General features: G+C 35.6%; 19 protein-coding genes and 1 tRNA gene. 16 read left to right on the top strand and 4 right to left on the bottom strand.

What is annotated here, in order from left to right; genetic code table 11:
* Positions 1 to 91 precede the first annotated feature (91 nt).
* From ABWU50_RS02535 to ABWU50_RS02565, 7 genes are read left to right on the top strand one after another with little or no spacing between them, the layout of a single operon-like run.
* Positions 92 to 397 carry a hypothetical protein gene (locus ABWU50_RS02535; protein WP_264687793.1) on the top strand — a complete coding sequence of 102 codons (306 nt, stop codon included), beginning with the start codon at positions 92 to 94 and terminating at the stop codon, positions 395 to 397.
* A 1-nt stretch (position 398) separates the two neighbouring features.
* The gene (locus ABWU50_RS02540; RefSeq protein WP_265016755.1) at positions 399 to 899 is read left to right on the top strand and encodes a phage tail protein; all 501 of its coding nucleotides are present in this window, start codon (positions 399 to 401) and stop codon (positions 897 to 899) included.
* A gap of 9 nt (positions 900 to 908) precedes the next feature.
* Positions 909 to 1,388: a hypothetical protein gene (locus tag ABWU50_RS02545; protein WP_264687795.1), complete on the top strand. Its 480-nt coding sequence runs from the start codon at positions 909 to 911 to the stop codon at positions 1,386 to 1,388.
* Positions 1,375 to 1,839: a phage baseplate assembly protein V gene (locus tag ABWU50_RS02550; protein WP_065095149.1), complete on the top strand. Its 465-nt coding sequence runs from the start codon at positions 1,375 to 1,377 to the stop codon at positions 1,837 to 1,839. The genes ABWU50_RS02545 and ABWU50_RS02550 overlap by 14 nt, the downstream gene beginning before the upstream one ends.
* Positions 1,840 to 2,094, top strand: a complete 255-nt coding sequence (locus ABWU50_RS02555) for a PAAR domain-containing protein (RefSeq protein ID WP_253303343.1) — start codon at positions 1,840 to 1,842, stop codon at positions 2,092 to 2,094. It abuts the gene before it with no gap.
* Positions 2,095 to 2,096: 2 nt separating this feature from the next.
* Positions 2,097 to 2,432: a GPW/gp25 family protein gene (locus ABWU50_RS02560; protein WP_264687797.1), complete on the top strand. Its 336-nt coding sequence runs from the start codon at positions 2,097 to 2,099 to the stop codon at positions 2,430 to 2,432.
* A 2-nt stretch (positions 2,433 to 2,434) separates the two neighbouring features.
* Positions 2,435 to 3,226: a baseplate J/gp47 family protein gene (locus ABWU50_RS02565; RefSeq protein ID WP_353276160.1), complete on the top strand. Its 792-nt coding sequence runs from the start codon at positions 2,435 to 2,437 to the stop codon at positions 3,224 to 3,226.
* Here the strand turns inward: ABWU50_RS02565 and ABWU50_RS02570 are convergent.
* Positions 3,207 to 3,431, bottom strand: a complete 225-nt coding sequence (locus ABWU50_RS02570) for an HU family DNA-binding protein (protein WP_353276161.1) — start codon at positions 3,429 to 3,431, stop codon at positions 3,207 to 3,209. The two genes, ABWU50_RS02565 and ABWU50_RS02570, sit on opposite strands and share 20 nt — an antisense overlap.
* A 90-nt stretch (positions 3,432 to 3,521) precedes the next feature.
* On the opposite strand from ABWU50_RS02570, the gene ABWU50_RS02575 reads away from it, so the two are divergent.
* From ABWU50_RS02575 to ABWU50_RS02595, 5 genes are all read left to right on the top strand, one after another.
* Entirely contained in the window at positions 3,522 to 4,688 is a 1,167-nt protein-coding gene (locus tag ABWU50_RS02575) for a phage tail protein (protein ID WP_353276162.1), read from the top strand.
* Positions 4,689 to 4,856: 168 nt separating this feature from the next.
* On the top strand, positions 4,857 to 5,567 hold the full coding sequence (locus ABWU50_RS02580) for an ankyrin repeat domain-containing protein (RefSeq protein WP_262986233.1): 711 nt from the start codon (positions 4,857 to 4,859) through the stop codon (positions 5,565 to 5,567).
* A gap of 25 nt (positions 5,568 to 5,592) precedes the next feature.
* On the top strand, positions 5,593 to 6,054 hold the full coding sequence (locus tag ABWU50_RS02585) for an ankyrin repeat domain-containing protein (RefSeq protein WP_182182953.1): 462 nt from the start codon (positions 5,593 to 5,595) through the stop codon (positions 6,052 to 6,054).
* Between the two features lie 106 nt (positions 6,055 to 6,160).
* Positions 6,161 to 6,436, top strand: a complete 276-nt coding sequence (locus ABWU50_RS02590) for a hypothetical protein (RefSeq protein WP_017532679.1) — start codon at positions 6,161 to 6,163, stop codon at positions 6,434 to 6,436.
* Positions 6,345 to 8,111: a recombinase family protein gene (locus tag ABWU50_RS02595; RefSeq protein ID WP_353276163.1), complete on the top strand. Its 1,767-nt coding sequence runs from the start codon at positions 6,345 to 6,347 to the stop codon at positions 8,109 to 8,111. The genes ABWU50_RS02590 and ABWU50_RS02595 overlap by 92 nt, the downstream gene beginning before the upstream one ends.
* On the opposite strand, the gene ABWU50_RS02600 is transcribed toward ABWU50_RS02595, so the two are convergent.
* From ABWU50_RS02600 to mnmE, 3 genes are all read right to left on the bottom strand, one after another.
* On the bottom strand, positions 8,059 to 9,072 hold the full coding sequence (locus tag ABWU50_RS02600; RefSeq protein ID WP_353276164.1) for an NAD(P)/FAD-dependent oxidoreductase: 1,014 nt from the start codon (positions 9,070 to 9,072) through the stop codon (positions 8,059 to 8,061). The two genes, ABWU50_RS02595 and ABWU50_RS02600, sit on opposite strands and share 53 nt — an antisense overlap.
* Before the next feature lie 168 nt (positions 9,073 to 9,240).
* Positions 9,241 to 9,328 (bottom strand) — tRNA-Ser (locus tag ABWU50_RS02605).
* A gap of 47 nt (positions 9,329 to 9,375) precedes the next feature.
* Positions 9,376 to 10,704: a tRNA uridine-5-carboxymethylaminomethyl(34) synthesis GTPase MnmE gene (gene mnmE, locus ABWU50_RS02610; RefSeq protein ID WP_353276165.1), complete on the bottom strand. Its 1,329-nt coding sequence runs from the start codon at positions 10,702 to 10,704 to the stop codon at positions 9,376 to 9,378.
* A 213-nt stretch (positions 10,705 to 10,917) separates the two neighbouring features.
* On the opposite strand from mnmE, the gene nuoI reads away from it, so the two are divergent.
* The 4 genes from nuoI to infC all read left to right on the top strand — a co-directional run bounded on the left by nuoI (position 10,918) and on the right by infC (position 14,083).
* Positions 10,918 to 11,400 carry an NADH-quinone oxidoreductase subunit NuoI gene (gene nuoI, locus ABWU50_RS02615; RefSeq protein ID WP_038199316.1) on the top strand — a complete coding sequence of 161 codons (483 nt, stop codon included), beginning with the start codon at positions 10,918 to 10,920 and terminating at the stop codon, positions 11,398 to 11,400.
* Positions 11,401 to 11,465: 65 nt separating this feature from the next.
* Positions 11,466 to 11,654 carry a hypothetical protein gene (locus tag ABWU50_RS02620; RefSeq protein WP_187297136.1) on the top strand — a complete coding sequence of 63 codons (189 nt, stop codon included), beginning with the start codon at positions 11,466 to 11,468 and terminating at the stop codon, positions 11,652 to 11,654.
* The gene (thrS, locus tag ABWU50_RS02625; RefSeq protein WP_353276166.1) at positions 11,651 to 13,552 is read left to right on the top strand and encodes a threonine--tRNA ligase; all 1,902 of its coding nucleotides are present in this window, start codon (positions 11,651 to 11,653) and stop codon (positions 13,550 to 13,552) included. The genes ABWU50_RS02620 and thrS overlap by 4 nt, the downstream gene beginning before the upstream one ends.
* 12 nt (positions 13,553 to 13,564) lie before the next feature.
* Entirely contained in the window at positions 13,565 to 14,083 is a 519-nt protein-coding gene (infC, locus tag ABWU50_RS02630; RefSeq protein ID WP_265026521.1) for a translation initiation factor IF-3, read from the top strand.
* Positions 14,084 to 14,086: the final 3 nt, after the last annotated feature.

Consider the following 14,086-nt stretch of genomic DNA (forward strand, 5'->3'; position numbering starts at 1 on the left):
AACTCTATTTATGACCTTAAAAATATACCATAAAAATATAAGATATGCAATATGTTTAAAATAATATGTAAAGACTTTTAGAGAAAATGGTATGCAGGAAAATATAAAGAGATTATTAAAAGATTGTCTTATCCATTTAGGAGAAGTGGCTTTATATAAATCAAAGGATAAGTCATATATGGTAAAGGTATTAAAGCAACAGCCAGATAAATTATACGAGATAGGTGAAGGACAATTTGTAGGAGAAACTTTATTGCTGGAAGTAAGTGTGTTTGATGTATTAAAGCCAATGGTAGGAGATATTTTTGTTATTGGTAACTGTAAGTATAAGATGCACTCACCACCACTTAGAGATAAATCTGGAATGATCTGGCGAATCGAAGCATCTGGGGTGTAAAATGTCTATTCATATAGAAGTTAATAGTAATGAGGTAATAGAAAGTGTAAATGCTAAAAGAAGAAAAATAGAATTAGCAATAGTGAGAGCATTAAACAGAACGGCACTATGGTTAAAAGCGCAAGCAGCTAAGGAAATCAGTGAGGAAAAGAAGGTAAAATTAAGTTTGATAAGAAAGAGATTAAGAATTTTTAAGGCGAAAACTAGCAGATTAGAAGTGTTAATTAGAGCAAATCTCTATGACATTAGAGCATCGACAATTGGCAAAATACAAAAAACAAGAAGAGGATCGAAAGTAGGAAAGCATGAGTTTATAGGAGGATTTGCAGCAGTTATGCCAAAAGGAAATAGCGGTATTTTTAAACGTGAAGGAAGGGCAGCATTGCCAATAAAGGAAGTTAAGTTGCCACTGAAACCTGAGGCTTCAAGGATAATAGGGAATCTTGTTAATTATGAAGTTGAAAAGGTATTTGAAAAATATTTTATACATTACATGAGTTAAATTATATGCATGACAAAGTTCTGGAAAGATTTACATCAAGCAATTTGCAGCACACTGAAGGAAGAAATACCGGCTATACAGACATGTGAAATTTATCCAGCAATAAGAAAAGAATTATTAGCGCCAGCGGTATTTGTGGAACTTAGTGGCTTTGAAAAAGGACATGATCCAGGAACAGAAGAATTAGCGCTGAAAGCAAGATTTGAGGCGAGGATTGTAGTTGATGGAACAGTAGAGGATTCCTCGGTAGTTGTTAGAACATTAGCTGCTGAGGTTGCGAGAGTAGTAAATAAGAATACTTGGAATATGAAAAATATTTCACCAGGTGAATTTATATCTGCAGAAATTGACGGATTTAGGCCAGAATTGGATGCTTATCTTGTGTGGCTAGTTGAATGGTTTCATGAGGTACGCGTGGGTAAATCAGTATGGTCAACTGGCATAATGCCACATGTTATTGAGATAGGTGAAGTGCATGTTAGACCATAGTTTTGCAATTTCAGAGCTAAATAGAAAATTAGCGAATATTATCCGTATTGGATTGGTGAAAGAAGTAGATTATGAAAAAGCAAAAGTAAGAGTGAAAATAGGAGATATTGTAACAGATTATCTGCCATGGATAACAAGCAAAGCAGGAAAAGATAGAGATTGGTCTCCTCCAGATATCGATGAACAAGTAATGGTATTTTCTCCTCTTGGTGAACTATCATTAGGAGTGGTATTAGGAGGAATATATCAGGAAAAATACTCTGCACCAGAGAATAAAAAAGAAATAAATAGTGTGAAGTTTCAGGATGGAACAAGATTATTATATGATAAAGAGAAGCATCATTTAGAGATTGAAGTAGTAGACAAAATAACACTGAAAGCTGGGGAATCGAGCATAGAGATGACGAAGAGCGAAATAAAACTGAAAGCAGATAGAATAAACCTTAATTAAATGAATAAATCGGTTGTACGAGTAGGAGATTATTGTGTAGAAGTAACACCGCATTTTTGCATTAGTGGGAGTAACAATGTTTTTGTAAATGGTAAGCCAATGTGCAGACAAGGAGACAGTTTTAGTGAAGGAAGAGCATTAACTGAAGGATCAAAAACAGTTTTTTCAAATGGTCTTGGTATAGGAAGAGTAGGAGATATAGTTTCATGTGGGTTTAAAGTAATAAAAGGCAGTGAAAACGTGTTTGCAGGCTAAAAATGAAAGGGATGGACTCCAAAACAGGAAAAGAATTAGAAGGAATAGAACATCTGAAACAATCAATAATTGATATACTGACCACTCCTATTAACAGTAGAATAATGAGGAGAGATTATGGGTCAAGACTATTTGAATTAGTAGATAAGCCAATAAATAGAGATTTAACTTTGGAAATCTATTCAGCAGTAGCAGAAGCTCTACAAAGGTGGGAGGAAAGATTTAAGCTAGAAAAAGTAAAAATGACAGAGGTGAAAGAAGGAAAAGTAACGCTTGAACTAGAAGGATTATACTTACCAAGCGGGAAAAACATTCATTTTGATGAAATTGTAGTTTAAAGATGCAACAGCTAAATATTGTAGAAAAGCTGAGTTATGAAGAAATCTTTTCGAGAATGAAAGAAGAGTTAGTCCGTAGAGATGAAACCTTTTCAGGATTAGTAGAATCGGATCCAGCAATGAAGGTATTAGAAGTAGCAGCATCGAGAGAGTTGTTACTCAGACAAAGGATAAACGAAGCTGTAAAAAGTAATTTATTAAAATTTGCAACGGGAGAAGATCTTGATAATTTAGCTGAGTTTTATGGAGTGGAGAGACAAAAAGAAGAAGATGATGAAAGACTTAGAAAGAGGGTAAAAGCAAAAATAGCAAGTTGGTCAACAGGAGGAAGTAAGGAATATTATAAATATCATGCACTGTCAGCAGATAGTAGAGTACAAGATGCATTAGTAGAATCACCCATACCAGGGAAAGTACAAATTTCAATTTTATCAACAAAGTTATCTACAGCATCAGAAGAACTACTTGAAATTGTAAAAAAGCAGATTACTAGAGATGATATAAGGGTATTAACAGATGCAGTAACAGTGATTGGTTGCAATATTATGGAAATAGATATTCACAGCAGAATGAGCATAAGTCCTGTAATATCGAAGGAGGAAATCAAGAAGCAGTTCATTAAGAAGTTTGAAGCAAATAGAAGGCTGGGATGGAATGTTACAAGATCTTGGATAATAGCAAATTTGTTTGTAGAGGGTGTAGAAAACGTAGAATTAATCGAGCCAAGAGAGGATGTTGTGGTTCTGGGGAATGAGTGTGCAGTGCTTGGCTACGTCAAGTTAGATAGGATTTAAAACGTATTTTTTTGTTTTGTGGAATCGAAAAAGTTTCACCAGTGAGGGGATTGCGTGCAATAAGTGGTTTAAGGTTTACTGGATAAAAATGACCAATGTTAGGGAGACGAAAGTATTGATTTTCTTCCAGAAGTTGTAACTTGTTTTTTAAAGTATGGATAATATGGTTAAATATTATGGAAAGTGTTTTCGATATTAAGAACATCTTTATTTTTGATCAGTTCTGCAATGATCTCTTGCTTACTCATAAGCTACCTAAATAAAGGAAATTAAAGCAACTTGAAAGAAAAGACAAATGAAAAATTTATTACCACCAAACGCAACAAAGCAAGAACGAGCACTGGTTGATGCAATCGATTACAAAGTTGATCCAAGTTGCATCAGGGGATTTAAATTTAGTCTTAAAGATGAAATACTGCCGTGGATAATAGAAGAATATGGTTTAGAAGAGATACTGCGTTGGGTAAAAAATAAAAGAAGAGCTATAGTAGAAGGAGTAAAATTTCAAAGACTGCGAGGAACACCTGCTTCACTCAAAATAGCTCTCAAATGGGCAAATATAGAAGATATTACAATTATCGAAGAACCACCTGGTAAACATTTTTTTGAACTGCAGATAGGGATAAAAGATGTTCCAAATGACTTTTTTGTAGATGCGGTTGTAGAGCTTGCAAAACTATCATTACCAGCAAGATCAAGGCTAATGAAGATTTTTAATGACTACTATAACGTTGATAGGTTTATATTAGATGAAAGTATATTCGGCAGCTTATTATCAGACTATTCAGGTAGAAAAGTTGAAAAAGATGGACCAGTGTTATCGTTTGGAAGAATAAATTTTTTCAGTTCTAGAGGTCCGTTAGTAGAGATTGTAGACAACTATTTAAGAGAGCATTATGAACAAACATTTAGTAATGACATATATCGATTAGATGTAGCAGTACTTGGAGAAACAGAGCCTCACACAAAGGATTACAAAGGCATCTATGAAAGGAGTCATCAGTGGTACAATTTAAAAGCACTATATCCATTACCACAAAGTTTATTACCAGAAATAAAGTTTGCGAAAGCGCAAGTTATATTATCGGACAGTTGGAGCTTAGGAGAAATAAACGCATGTTTTCCAGTAAGTAGTGTAGAGGAAAGAGGGAATAAATTTGTATTGGGAAGCGATAAACTTTCAGGGCAACATTGGAGTTTAAAACACAAGCCAATTTTAGAAAGATTCAGCATTATCCATCGTTACAAATTAGAAAATTATACAGATCAGAAGGTCAGAAAATATGTTTTAGCAGAACACAACGTTTACTATAAAAATGACTCAGATTCAGAGCAAAAAGACTCAATACACGAATTAGAAAAGCACATTTTAGTATTTTATCCAGGAGTACTGAAGTGGCACGAACATCGACATTTGCACAGAAGTTGGAAAAATAGTCAAGTAATATGTATAATAAGCTAAGTACTTATATTTAGATCCTCATATATTATATTAATAATAGGTAAAAGTATATGAAATAAAAAGAAAAAGACTTGCTTTCTTATGCTAAAACGGACATGACTTGAATAGCGGCAGGTAAATATAAGAAATTTGTCTGGCGCTAGAAAAGCTAATTTTGTGAGGTATGAAATGAGTTTTAGCAAGAGTAAGTTTTTTAAAGAAGTATCAAGTAACGGGTTTAAAAACATTAATAAAAGAAATGAAGAAGGAGAGACGATCTTGCATCAAGCAGTAGAAATCTCTGATTATAAAACAGTGAGGTTATTAATAAAAAAAGGAGCAGATGTTAATGCAAGAGATAAAAATGGTTATACACCTCTGCACTGTGCAGTATTTGCAAAAAGTTTAGAAAATGTAAAAGTGCTGCTAAGAGAAGGAGCAGAAGTAAATGCCACTCAATATGTCACTGGATGTACGCCACTGCACTCTGCGTGCAAAATAGGAGGAGCAGGAGTTGAAATAATAAAAGAGCTGGTAAAGGCCGGAGCTGAAGTTAATCAACTGAATAAGTACGGTGCAACACCAATGTACTATATCTGGGAAAGTGAAAAGTATCGTCTATGTGATAGCAAAGAGAGTGAAAAGGCGAGTAAATTTTTGAGAGAAAAAGGAGGAATAACAAAAAGTAGAGAACTGACGTGCTATGGAATAGAGGGGCTAGTGGGAGAAATAGCAGACATGTTGAATGGAAGCTACATGCCGGAGCTAAAAATAATAGAGATAGGAGAAATAAGGAGGAGAGACAAATCGCTAATAAAGAAAGAATGTCAAAATTTAGCAAGCAAGATAATCAGCCAAGTGAATGCAATGATAGATGAGGTGGTAAAAAGGAAGGCTTAGGTTTAAAGAAAAGGTGGGGTAAGTTATGGTAAAGCTGGGTAAAAAAGAGGAGTCACTATTAGAGAACTCGTTTAAAAATATTTATGAAAGAGACGAAAAAGGAAGAACAGCTCTACATTATGCAGTAGAGGTAAAAACAGTGAGGTTATTAATCGAAAAAGGAGTAGATGTGAATGCAGCAGATGTAAGAGGACATACAGCACTGCATCTAGCGATAACGGAGAAACGTCTAGAAACAGTTAGAGAATTGATAAAATCAGGAGGGAATGTAAATGCTGAAGAGTATGGCAATAAATGCACTCCGCTGCATCTTGCATGTATGGTAGGAGAAAAAGAAATAGTGGAGGAGCTAGTAAAAGCAGGGGCTGAAATAGAGCAAGCAGATAAATTTGGAATAACAGCGATGGATTATGCGAAAAATAGCAAAGAAATAGCCGAGGTATTAAAGAAAGAAACAGAGAAAATGGAAAGTTTGTTAAAAAAATAAGAGTCGTATCAGAAAGCGCAACAGCAGTTGGTAAAGGAAGGGCTAGACCAAATTTGAAGGCTGTAGCTGATAAAAGTTGGTCTTTTTCATAAGAGTAAATGGATTGATGGAAAAAAGGAGTGGTAAGGCTCCTTGCACTACAAAAACATTTGCAGGAGAAACTATGAGAAAAAGAACATTAACTTGCCGATACGAGCCAGATGAATTAGCGGAACAACATCTAGCAGACGCCTATGAGCTGTTACTAAGGTATGCGGTAAAAAGAAACAATGAAAAGGAGATAAAGAAAAATGATAACAGTGGCCTTATATGCAAGAGTTTCATCGAAGAGTCAAGCGCAGAACAATACAATAGAGAGTCAAATTGCCGAGCTCAAGCATAGAATTGCTGCAGATAAGCATGAGTTATTGAATGAGTATGAATTTAAGGATGATGGGCTTAGTGGGTGGAGTTTAGAACGTGAAGGTTTAGATGCATTACGTGATAAAGTAGGAGAAGATCAAATTGATAAAATTTATATTCATTCACCTGACCGACTATCAAGAAAATCTGCACATCAAATGATATTACTTGATGAATTTGAAAAAGCAGGAGTAGAAGTAATATTCTTAAATCATAAGACTGAAAATAATCCAGAGTCTAAATTGTTATTGGGAATGCAAGGATTAGTGGCAGAATATGAGTGTACAAAGATTATGGAACGTAGTCGTAGGGGAAAACTCCATAGAGCAAAAAAAGGCTGTGTAAGTGTAATTGGCATTGCACCTTTTGGTTATAATCGTATAAAGCATGTAGATAGAGAAAAGACAAAGTTTGAAATAAATGAAGAGGAAGCAAAAATAGTAAAGCAGATATTCATGTGGGTAGGGCAAGAGAGAATAAGTATAAGGGAAGTGATACGTAGACTAAGAGATAAGTCAATTAGAACAAGAACTGGAAAGAAGGTGTGGTGTCCAATAATAATTTGGAAGGTGTTAAGAAATCCAGCATATAAAGGACAAGCAGCGTTTGGTAAATTAAAGAGGGTTGAAAAAAGAGAAAGAAATAAACAAAAGGTTTCTATCTGTCGCACAGATGAGGACAGCTGGATTTATATACCAGTACCAAAAATAGTTGATGAAGGGTTATTTAATAAAGTACAAAAGCAACTGGATGAAAATAGAAAAAGAGCAAGGATGCAGAGAGAGGGAGGAAAAAAGAAATATCTATTACAAGGTCTAGTTGTGTGTCAAAACTGTGGATATGCGTATAGTGGTGCACAATGTGGAGTTGAGGGAAAAAAGTTTAGCTATTATCGCTGTAGTAGTACTATACGTATTACTGATGGTAGGGAGAAGTGTACTAATAAATTGGTCCGTACAGATATGTTAGAAACAGCTATATGGGAAAAGGTGAAAAATTTACTAAAAAACCCAGAGATAATAAAAAATGAGTATCACCGTAGAATTGCAGAAAATAAAAATGATGAATCATCAGATAAGAAGCTTGCAAGAAGGGAAAATCAAATAAAACAAGGCATCGAAAAGTTAATGGAAGACTATTATAGTCAAGAAAATGTAGGAGATAAAGGATATATAAGTGAGGAAGAATTTAAACAGACGATGAAAAGAATGAGGGAACGCTTAAGAGGGATAGAAGAAGAGAAGAAAAAGGTAGTTGATCAAAAAGCAATAGAGAAGGGAATGAACCTTATCATCAACAGTATAAAGAGTCTTTATTCCAGTGTAAAATCTAATTTGGAACAGCTAGATTGGCAAACTAAGCGTGGCATCATTAAAGCATTAGTAGAACGAATTCAGATTGGTTATGACCAGGTAGAAGTGGCGTTTAGAATCGAAGAACCAGCACAGGATGGAGAGATTTTTAATTTGCAACATTGTACTGGACGTCATGATAAGGGCGCTGGCGGAGTTTGTCAAGCAAGTTTTTTCGTTTCTACTTGGGTAACATCTTTGTGTTTTAGGCAACTGCCTTCGAAAACAGATGCCCCGGGTTATTCCAGATTTACTCACTTTCTTTCCCGTGAATTCCCTTTGAAGTCGAGTATTGAAAATTGACTGGAGAGTTGTGGATTACTTTGTATATGTCATAACAAGCCATGGCACTCTCGGCAAAACCACTTAATATTAACTTTAGTTTGCCTGAATAAGTAGCTATATCTCCGATTGCATATATTCTATCTCTACTGGTTCTAAGTGTAGCTGGGTCGACAATTATGCGGCCATGTTCTAACTCTATACACCAACTGTTTATTGGACCAAGATTCATTGACAATCCAAAAAATGGCAGCAAAGAATCAGCGGATATTTCTTTTTCTTCCTTAGAGGCAATGTTTTTTACTATCACTGCGCTCAACTGCCCATTACCTCCTGCTAGTTCGTGTAATTGATATGGCACTACCAGTTCTATCTTTCCATCATTTTCAAGTGATTCTAATTTATTTCTAGTTTCAGGAGTGCAGCGAAATTCCTTTCTTCTATGTATCACATAAATTTTCTTTGCAACTTTAGAAAGTTCTACAGTCCAATCAGCTGCAGAATCACCCCCCCCTGCAATGACTATAGTTTTGTCCTGAAAATCAGAAATTTTATTTACACTGTAAAATACAGATTGATTTTCATATTCTAATATACCACTTAAGGGTGGACGGTTAGGTTCAAACATTCCGTTACCTGCAGCAACAATAACAGCCTTACATTTTACCTCTGTACCTGTGTTAGTTATGATAGTAAAGCTTTGATCACAGTTATTCGAAATCTTTTCCACTTTTTGACTTAAATGGTAAACAGGCTCAAATGGTGAAGCTTGCTCCATTAATTGCTCAATTAATTTTTGGGCAGTAATTACAGGATAACCAGGTATATCATATATTGGCTTTTCTGGGTAAAGAGCTGTGCATTGTCCTCCTGCTTGATCCAAAACATCTATTATATGACATCTCATATCAAGCATTCCCGCTTGAAAAGCAGTGAATATTCCAATAGGCCCTGCACCTATTATTACTATATCGGTTTTCATATTCAGATGGTAATCTATTTATAGATATTAGCTTTCTTCGCTAATAAGGTCAATTTACAAAGGGATGTATTTTTAAAAGATGTAGCTAGATTAGATAAGATTTCCAGCGTTATGAACCACATAGTCTAAATAAGCTCTAAAAATCAGCTAACATCGCGGGATGCTGTGCGGACGGAATGGGATTCGAACCCATGGTACGCTCATCACGTACGTCAGTTTTCAAGACTGGTGCCTTAAACCGCTCGGCCATCCGTCCATTTCTTTTCTATCACAACATTTGATTTTAAGCAATCTATAAAAGCTTTACTTGCCCACGCAAAAATTGCTAAACACACTACTCAATATTTCCTCAACATTAATAATTCCAATCACCGCACCAAGTTCAAATGCAGCAAGCCTCAAATCTTCAGATATCAACTCAATTGGATTATCGATATTAAAACGTTGTAAATGTTCCAGTGCTTTCTGCATGTGACTCCTATGTCTTTGCCGAGTAATCACAGGAGTGTCTCTATCATGCCCAAATTTTTCCTCTGCCTTCTTTTTTATGAGAGAGATCAACTTGTTTTTACCTATTCCCTTTAAAATAGAAATAGGTAGAAAATCTACACCGCCAATCAGTATATTTCTGTCATTAATTGCATCGTCAGCTTTGCTCAATACATAAATAGTATCGCTATTTACAACGTTGCAATTGATATTATAACGTTGTTCAAAAGGAAATAGTTCTATTCTTAGATCAGCTTCAAAAGACCTCTTTTTTGCTCGACTTATGCCTTCTGATTCTATCGGGTCTGAACTCTCACGAATTCCAGCAGTATCAGAGAGAATGATTGGGTATCCGCCAATGTCAATATGAGCTTCAAGCACGTCTCTTGTTGTGCCTGCATATTCAGAAACAATAGCAATATCACGCTTGGCTAAGAAATTAAACAGAGTTGATTTACCGACATTTGGTTCACCAGTTATTACAATATGTAAACCCTCACGCAACCTTTCGCCCCGTCTATTATCATTTAAATGCTCTTGTATCAACTGCACGAGAGATTGCACTTCATTATTAATTTTTTTCAATTCACTTTTTTCTGCCCAAATGTCCTCTGGAAAGTCTATATATGCTTCGATTTTGGATTGTATCGTTATTAATCTTTGCCTCCAATTGCTGTATAGTCTCTCCAATTCTCCCGATATCTGCTTAATCGCTTGTTTAGCTTGCATTTTCGTCTCAGCATCAATTAAGTCTGCAATCCCTTCTATTTGCGTTAAGTCAAATTTACCATTTAGAAAAGCCCTAAGTGAGAATTCTCCAGGCTTGGCCATAACGAAAATTTTTGATAATTCCTCCAAGATGATTTTTATGACTGCCTTGCTTCCATGCACTTGTAACTCTATAACGTTCTCGCCAGTGAAACTGTTTGGAGCAGGGAAATAGATGATTATTCCATTATCTATCAATTGATTGGAATCATCATATAGATCAACTAAAGTAGCAAATCTTGGTTTAATTTCTTTCTTAATATGAAAATGATTTAAAGCTTTAAGCGCGTAGTTGCCTGAAATTCTGATTACTGCAACTCCTGACTTACCCAATACGGTCGATAAAGCGAAAATAGTTTCATTTGTGTTTGTCATTATTTATATAAACTACTTAGCAATATTACACTTAAGAAACCAAAATACCTAATTTGAAAATATTTAAAATTTTTATCTATCTTGCTAGTTTATAGTAATATCATATTAATAAATACATTATATAAAAAACTGCAAAGGTCACTCAGGTGAAAATATTTATTTTGAAAACTGATAATATGATTTATAATTATCAACATAGGTTTTAAATATTTTATGCTCAAGAAATTAGCTTGGTATTGGTCTTTTGTAGAGTTAATTAAAGGGTTTGTTATTACATTAAAATATATGTTTAAGCCAAAGGTTACTTTGAGGTATCCTATGGAGAAGGGCCCTTTAAGTCCAAGGTTTCGTGGTGAGCATGCGTTGCGTAGGTATCCAAACGGTGAAGAACGATGCATAGCTTGTAAATTATGCGAAGTTATCTGCCCTGCTCAAGCAATAGTTATTGAAGCAGAGGAAAGAGAAGACGGTAGTCGCCGCACCACACGCTATGATATTGACATGACAAAATGCATATACTGCGGGCTTTGCCAAGAGGCATGTCCAGTTGATGCAATTGTGGAGGGTCCTAACTTTGAATTTGCTACTGAAACAAGAGAGGAGCTAATGTACAATAAAGAAAAGTTATTGCGTAATGGTGAAGTTTGGGAAGACGCAATTGCACTCAGGTTAAAAAAGAATAGACCGTACTACTGATGTTAAAAATTTATAGCTTTCAAATCATTCCTCTGTTACCCAGATGCTGTTTTTCTGTCATTTCGGTGTTCCTTTTTTTGTCATCCCAGTGCGTGACACTGGGATCCAGGTATAAAAATATTTGCAAATTGTGCAATGGACAACAGATTTTAGGAGCATACGTTAAACTAATTTCCATTATAAAAATAAGATGGATCCCAGTGTCACGCACTGGGATGACAAAGAGAGGGTTAGACAAAAGGGTCGATAAATGATTAAAATTACTTTTCCAGCTGAAAAAAGAATAGAAGAATATGACGATAAAGTCACTGGCTTTGATATATTACAACCGGATGCTTTGAAAGAAGCAGTTGCATTGAAAGTAAACGGTGAGTTGTATGATCTCTCACGTGAAATTGAATCTGATGCAGAGATAGAGGTGATACAACTGAGTGACGAAGCGGGTTTAGATATAATAAGGCATGATGCTGCTCATATAATGGCCCAGGCAGTGAAAGAGCTCTTTCCTAATACTCAGATTACTATTGGCCCAACAATTCAGGACGGTTTTTACTATGATTTTGCTACAGATCGTACCTTCACTACGGATGATCTTGCTGCAATAGAAAAGAAAATGAAAGAGATTGTAAAAAGTAATCACAGATTTGTTCGAGAGGTTTGGACTCGCAAGCAGGCAGTTGATTTCTTTAGTGGTATAGGCGAAAAATATAAGGTTGAAATTATATCCTCTATATCAGAGAGTGAAAACCTAACTGTTTATAGACAAGGCGATTTTGTTGACTTATGCCGCGGTCCACATTCTCCTTCAACTGGCAGAGTCAAAGCGTTTAAGCTTATGAAAGTTGCAGGAGCATACTGGCGTGGTGATTCTAAGGGTCCAATGTTACAGCGAATATATGGCACCGCATGGAGAAATAAGGATGAATTAAACGCTTACCTTGAGTGTCTCAAAGAAGCAGAAAAACGTGATCACCGCAAAATTGCTAAGGATATGGATTTATTTCACATCCAAGAGGAAGCTGTCGGGCAGGTTTTTTGGCATGAACAAGGATATATTTTATATAATGTTCTTGAGTCTTACATCAGAAAGAAGCTAATAAATAATGGCTATTTTGAGGTAAAAACCCCTATTTTAGTAAGCAAGGAACTGTGGGAAAAGTCGGGACATTGGGATAAATTTCGTGAAAATATGTTTATTGTTGATGAATCTGAAAGCAAAAAGCTAGCAATAAAACCTATGAATTGCCCTTGTCATGTGCAGATTTTTAATTCTCACACCAGAAGCTATCGCGATCTACCAATACGTATGGCAGAGTTTGGCACATGCCATAGAAATGAAAGCTCAGGCTCATTGCACGGACTGATGCGAGTGCGTGGTTTTACGCAAGACGATGCACACATTTTTTGTATGGAAGAACAAGTAAATTCTGAAACTGTAAAGTTTTGTGACCTTTTAAAAGAAGTATATTCAGAGCTTGGATTCAATGAAATTTCTGTGAAATTTTCAGACCGTCCAGATATTAGAGCCGGTAATGATGAAGTGTGGGATAGAGCTGAAAAAGCGCTGCTTGAAGCCATTAAAGAAGCGGGCTTGAGTTATGAACTGAGCCCTGGTGAAGGTGCATTTTATGGTCCAAAGTTAGAGTTCGTTTTGAAAGACGCAATAGGCAGAAATTGGCAATGTGGAACATTACAAGTTGATTTTATTTTACCAGAACGTCTGGGAGCTTTTTATATAGGAGCAGACGGACAAAAACATCATCCTGTCATGCTACATAGAGCGCTTCTTGGAGCTTTTGAACGTTTTATCGGAATTTTGATAGAGCATTATGCAGGAAAATTTCCAGTTTGGCTTGCTCCAACGCAACTTGCTATTCTGACCATTACAAATGAAGCTGACGGTTACGCCACAGAAATTAGCAATATTTTAAAAGAACAAGGTGTGAGAGTCAAGACTGATTTGACCAATGAAAAAATTAGTTATAAGATACGTTTGCATAGTTCAAACAAGGTTCCTATATTGTGGATTGTAGGCAAAAATGAAGTTACAAGTAAAACTGTGTCAGTAAGAAATTTAGGATCAGAAAGACAGGAGTCTTTTTCTTTGGAAAAGGCTACTGAATCGCTGTTAAAAAGTATTAATTTGAATTAAGGGAGTTAAAGTTTGCAAGTTAAAAAGAACAATAAAAACAGAATTAATGGATTCATCACAGCTAAGGAGGTACGCTTAGTTGATCATAGTGGTGAAATGGTCGGAATCGTGCCAATAGAACGAGCTTTGGAATTTGCACAGGGTGTTGGTTTAGACTTGGTAGAAATTGCACCTGATTCAACTCCTCCAGTATGTAAAGTTCTGGATTATAGCAAACAAAAGTATGATATAAAAAAGAAGGCAAGTGAAGCAAAAAAGAAACAAAAAACATTAACTATAAAAGAAATTAAACTGGGCCCCAATATTGGTGATCACGACTACGAAACAAAATTGCGTCAAGCAAGAGACTTACTTGCCCACGGACATAAAATCAAAGTTACAATGAGATTTAAGGGCAGAGAGCTTATAAACACTGAAGTCGGACTGGAAAAATTAGAACGGCTAATTAGAGACACTGAAGATATTGCAAAGGTAGAATTGGCACCTAAAAGAGAAGGGAATCAATATTTTTTAGCTCTGGTTGCTAAGTAGCAA

The sequence above is a fragment of the Wolbachia endosymbiont (group A) of Pipizella viduata genome (genome assembly GCF_964028555.1).
In the GTDB taxonomy this organism is placed as follows: Bacteria; Pseudomonadota; Alphaproteobacteria; order Rickettsiales; family Anaplasmataceae; genus Wolbachia.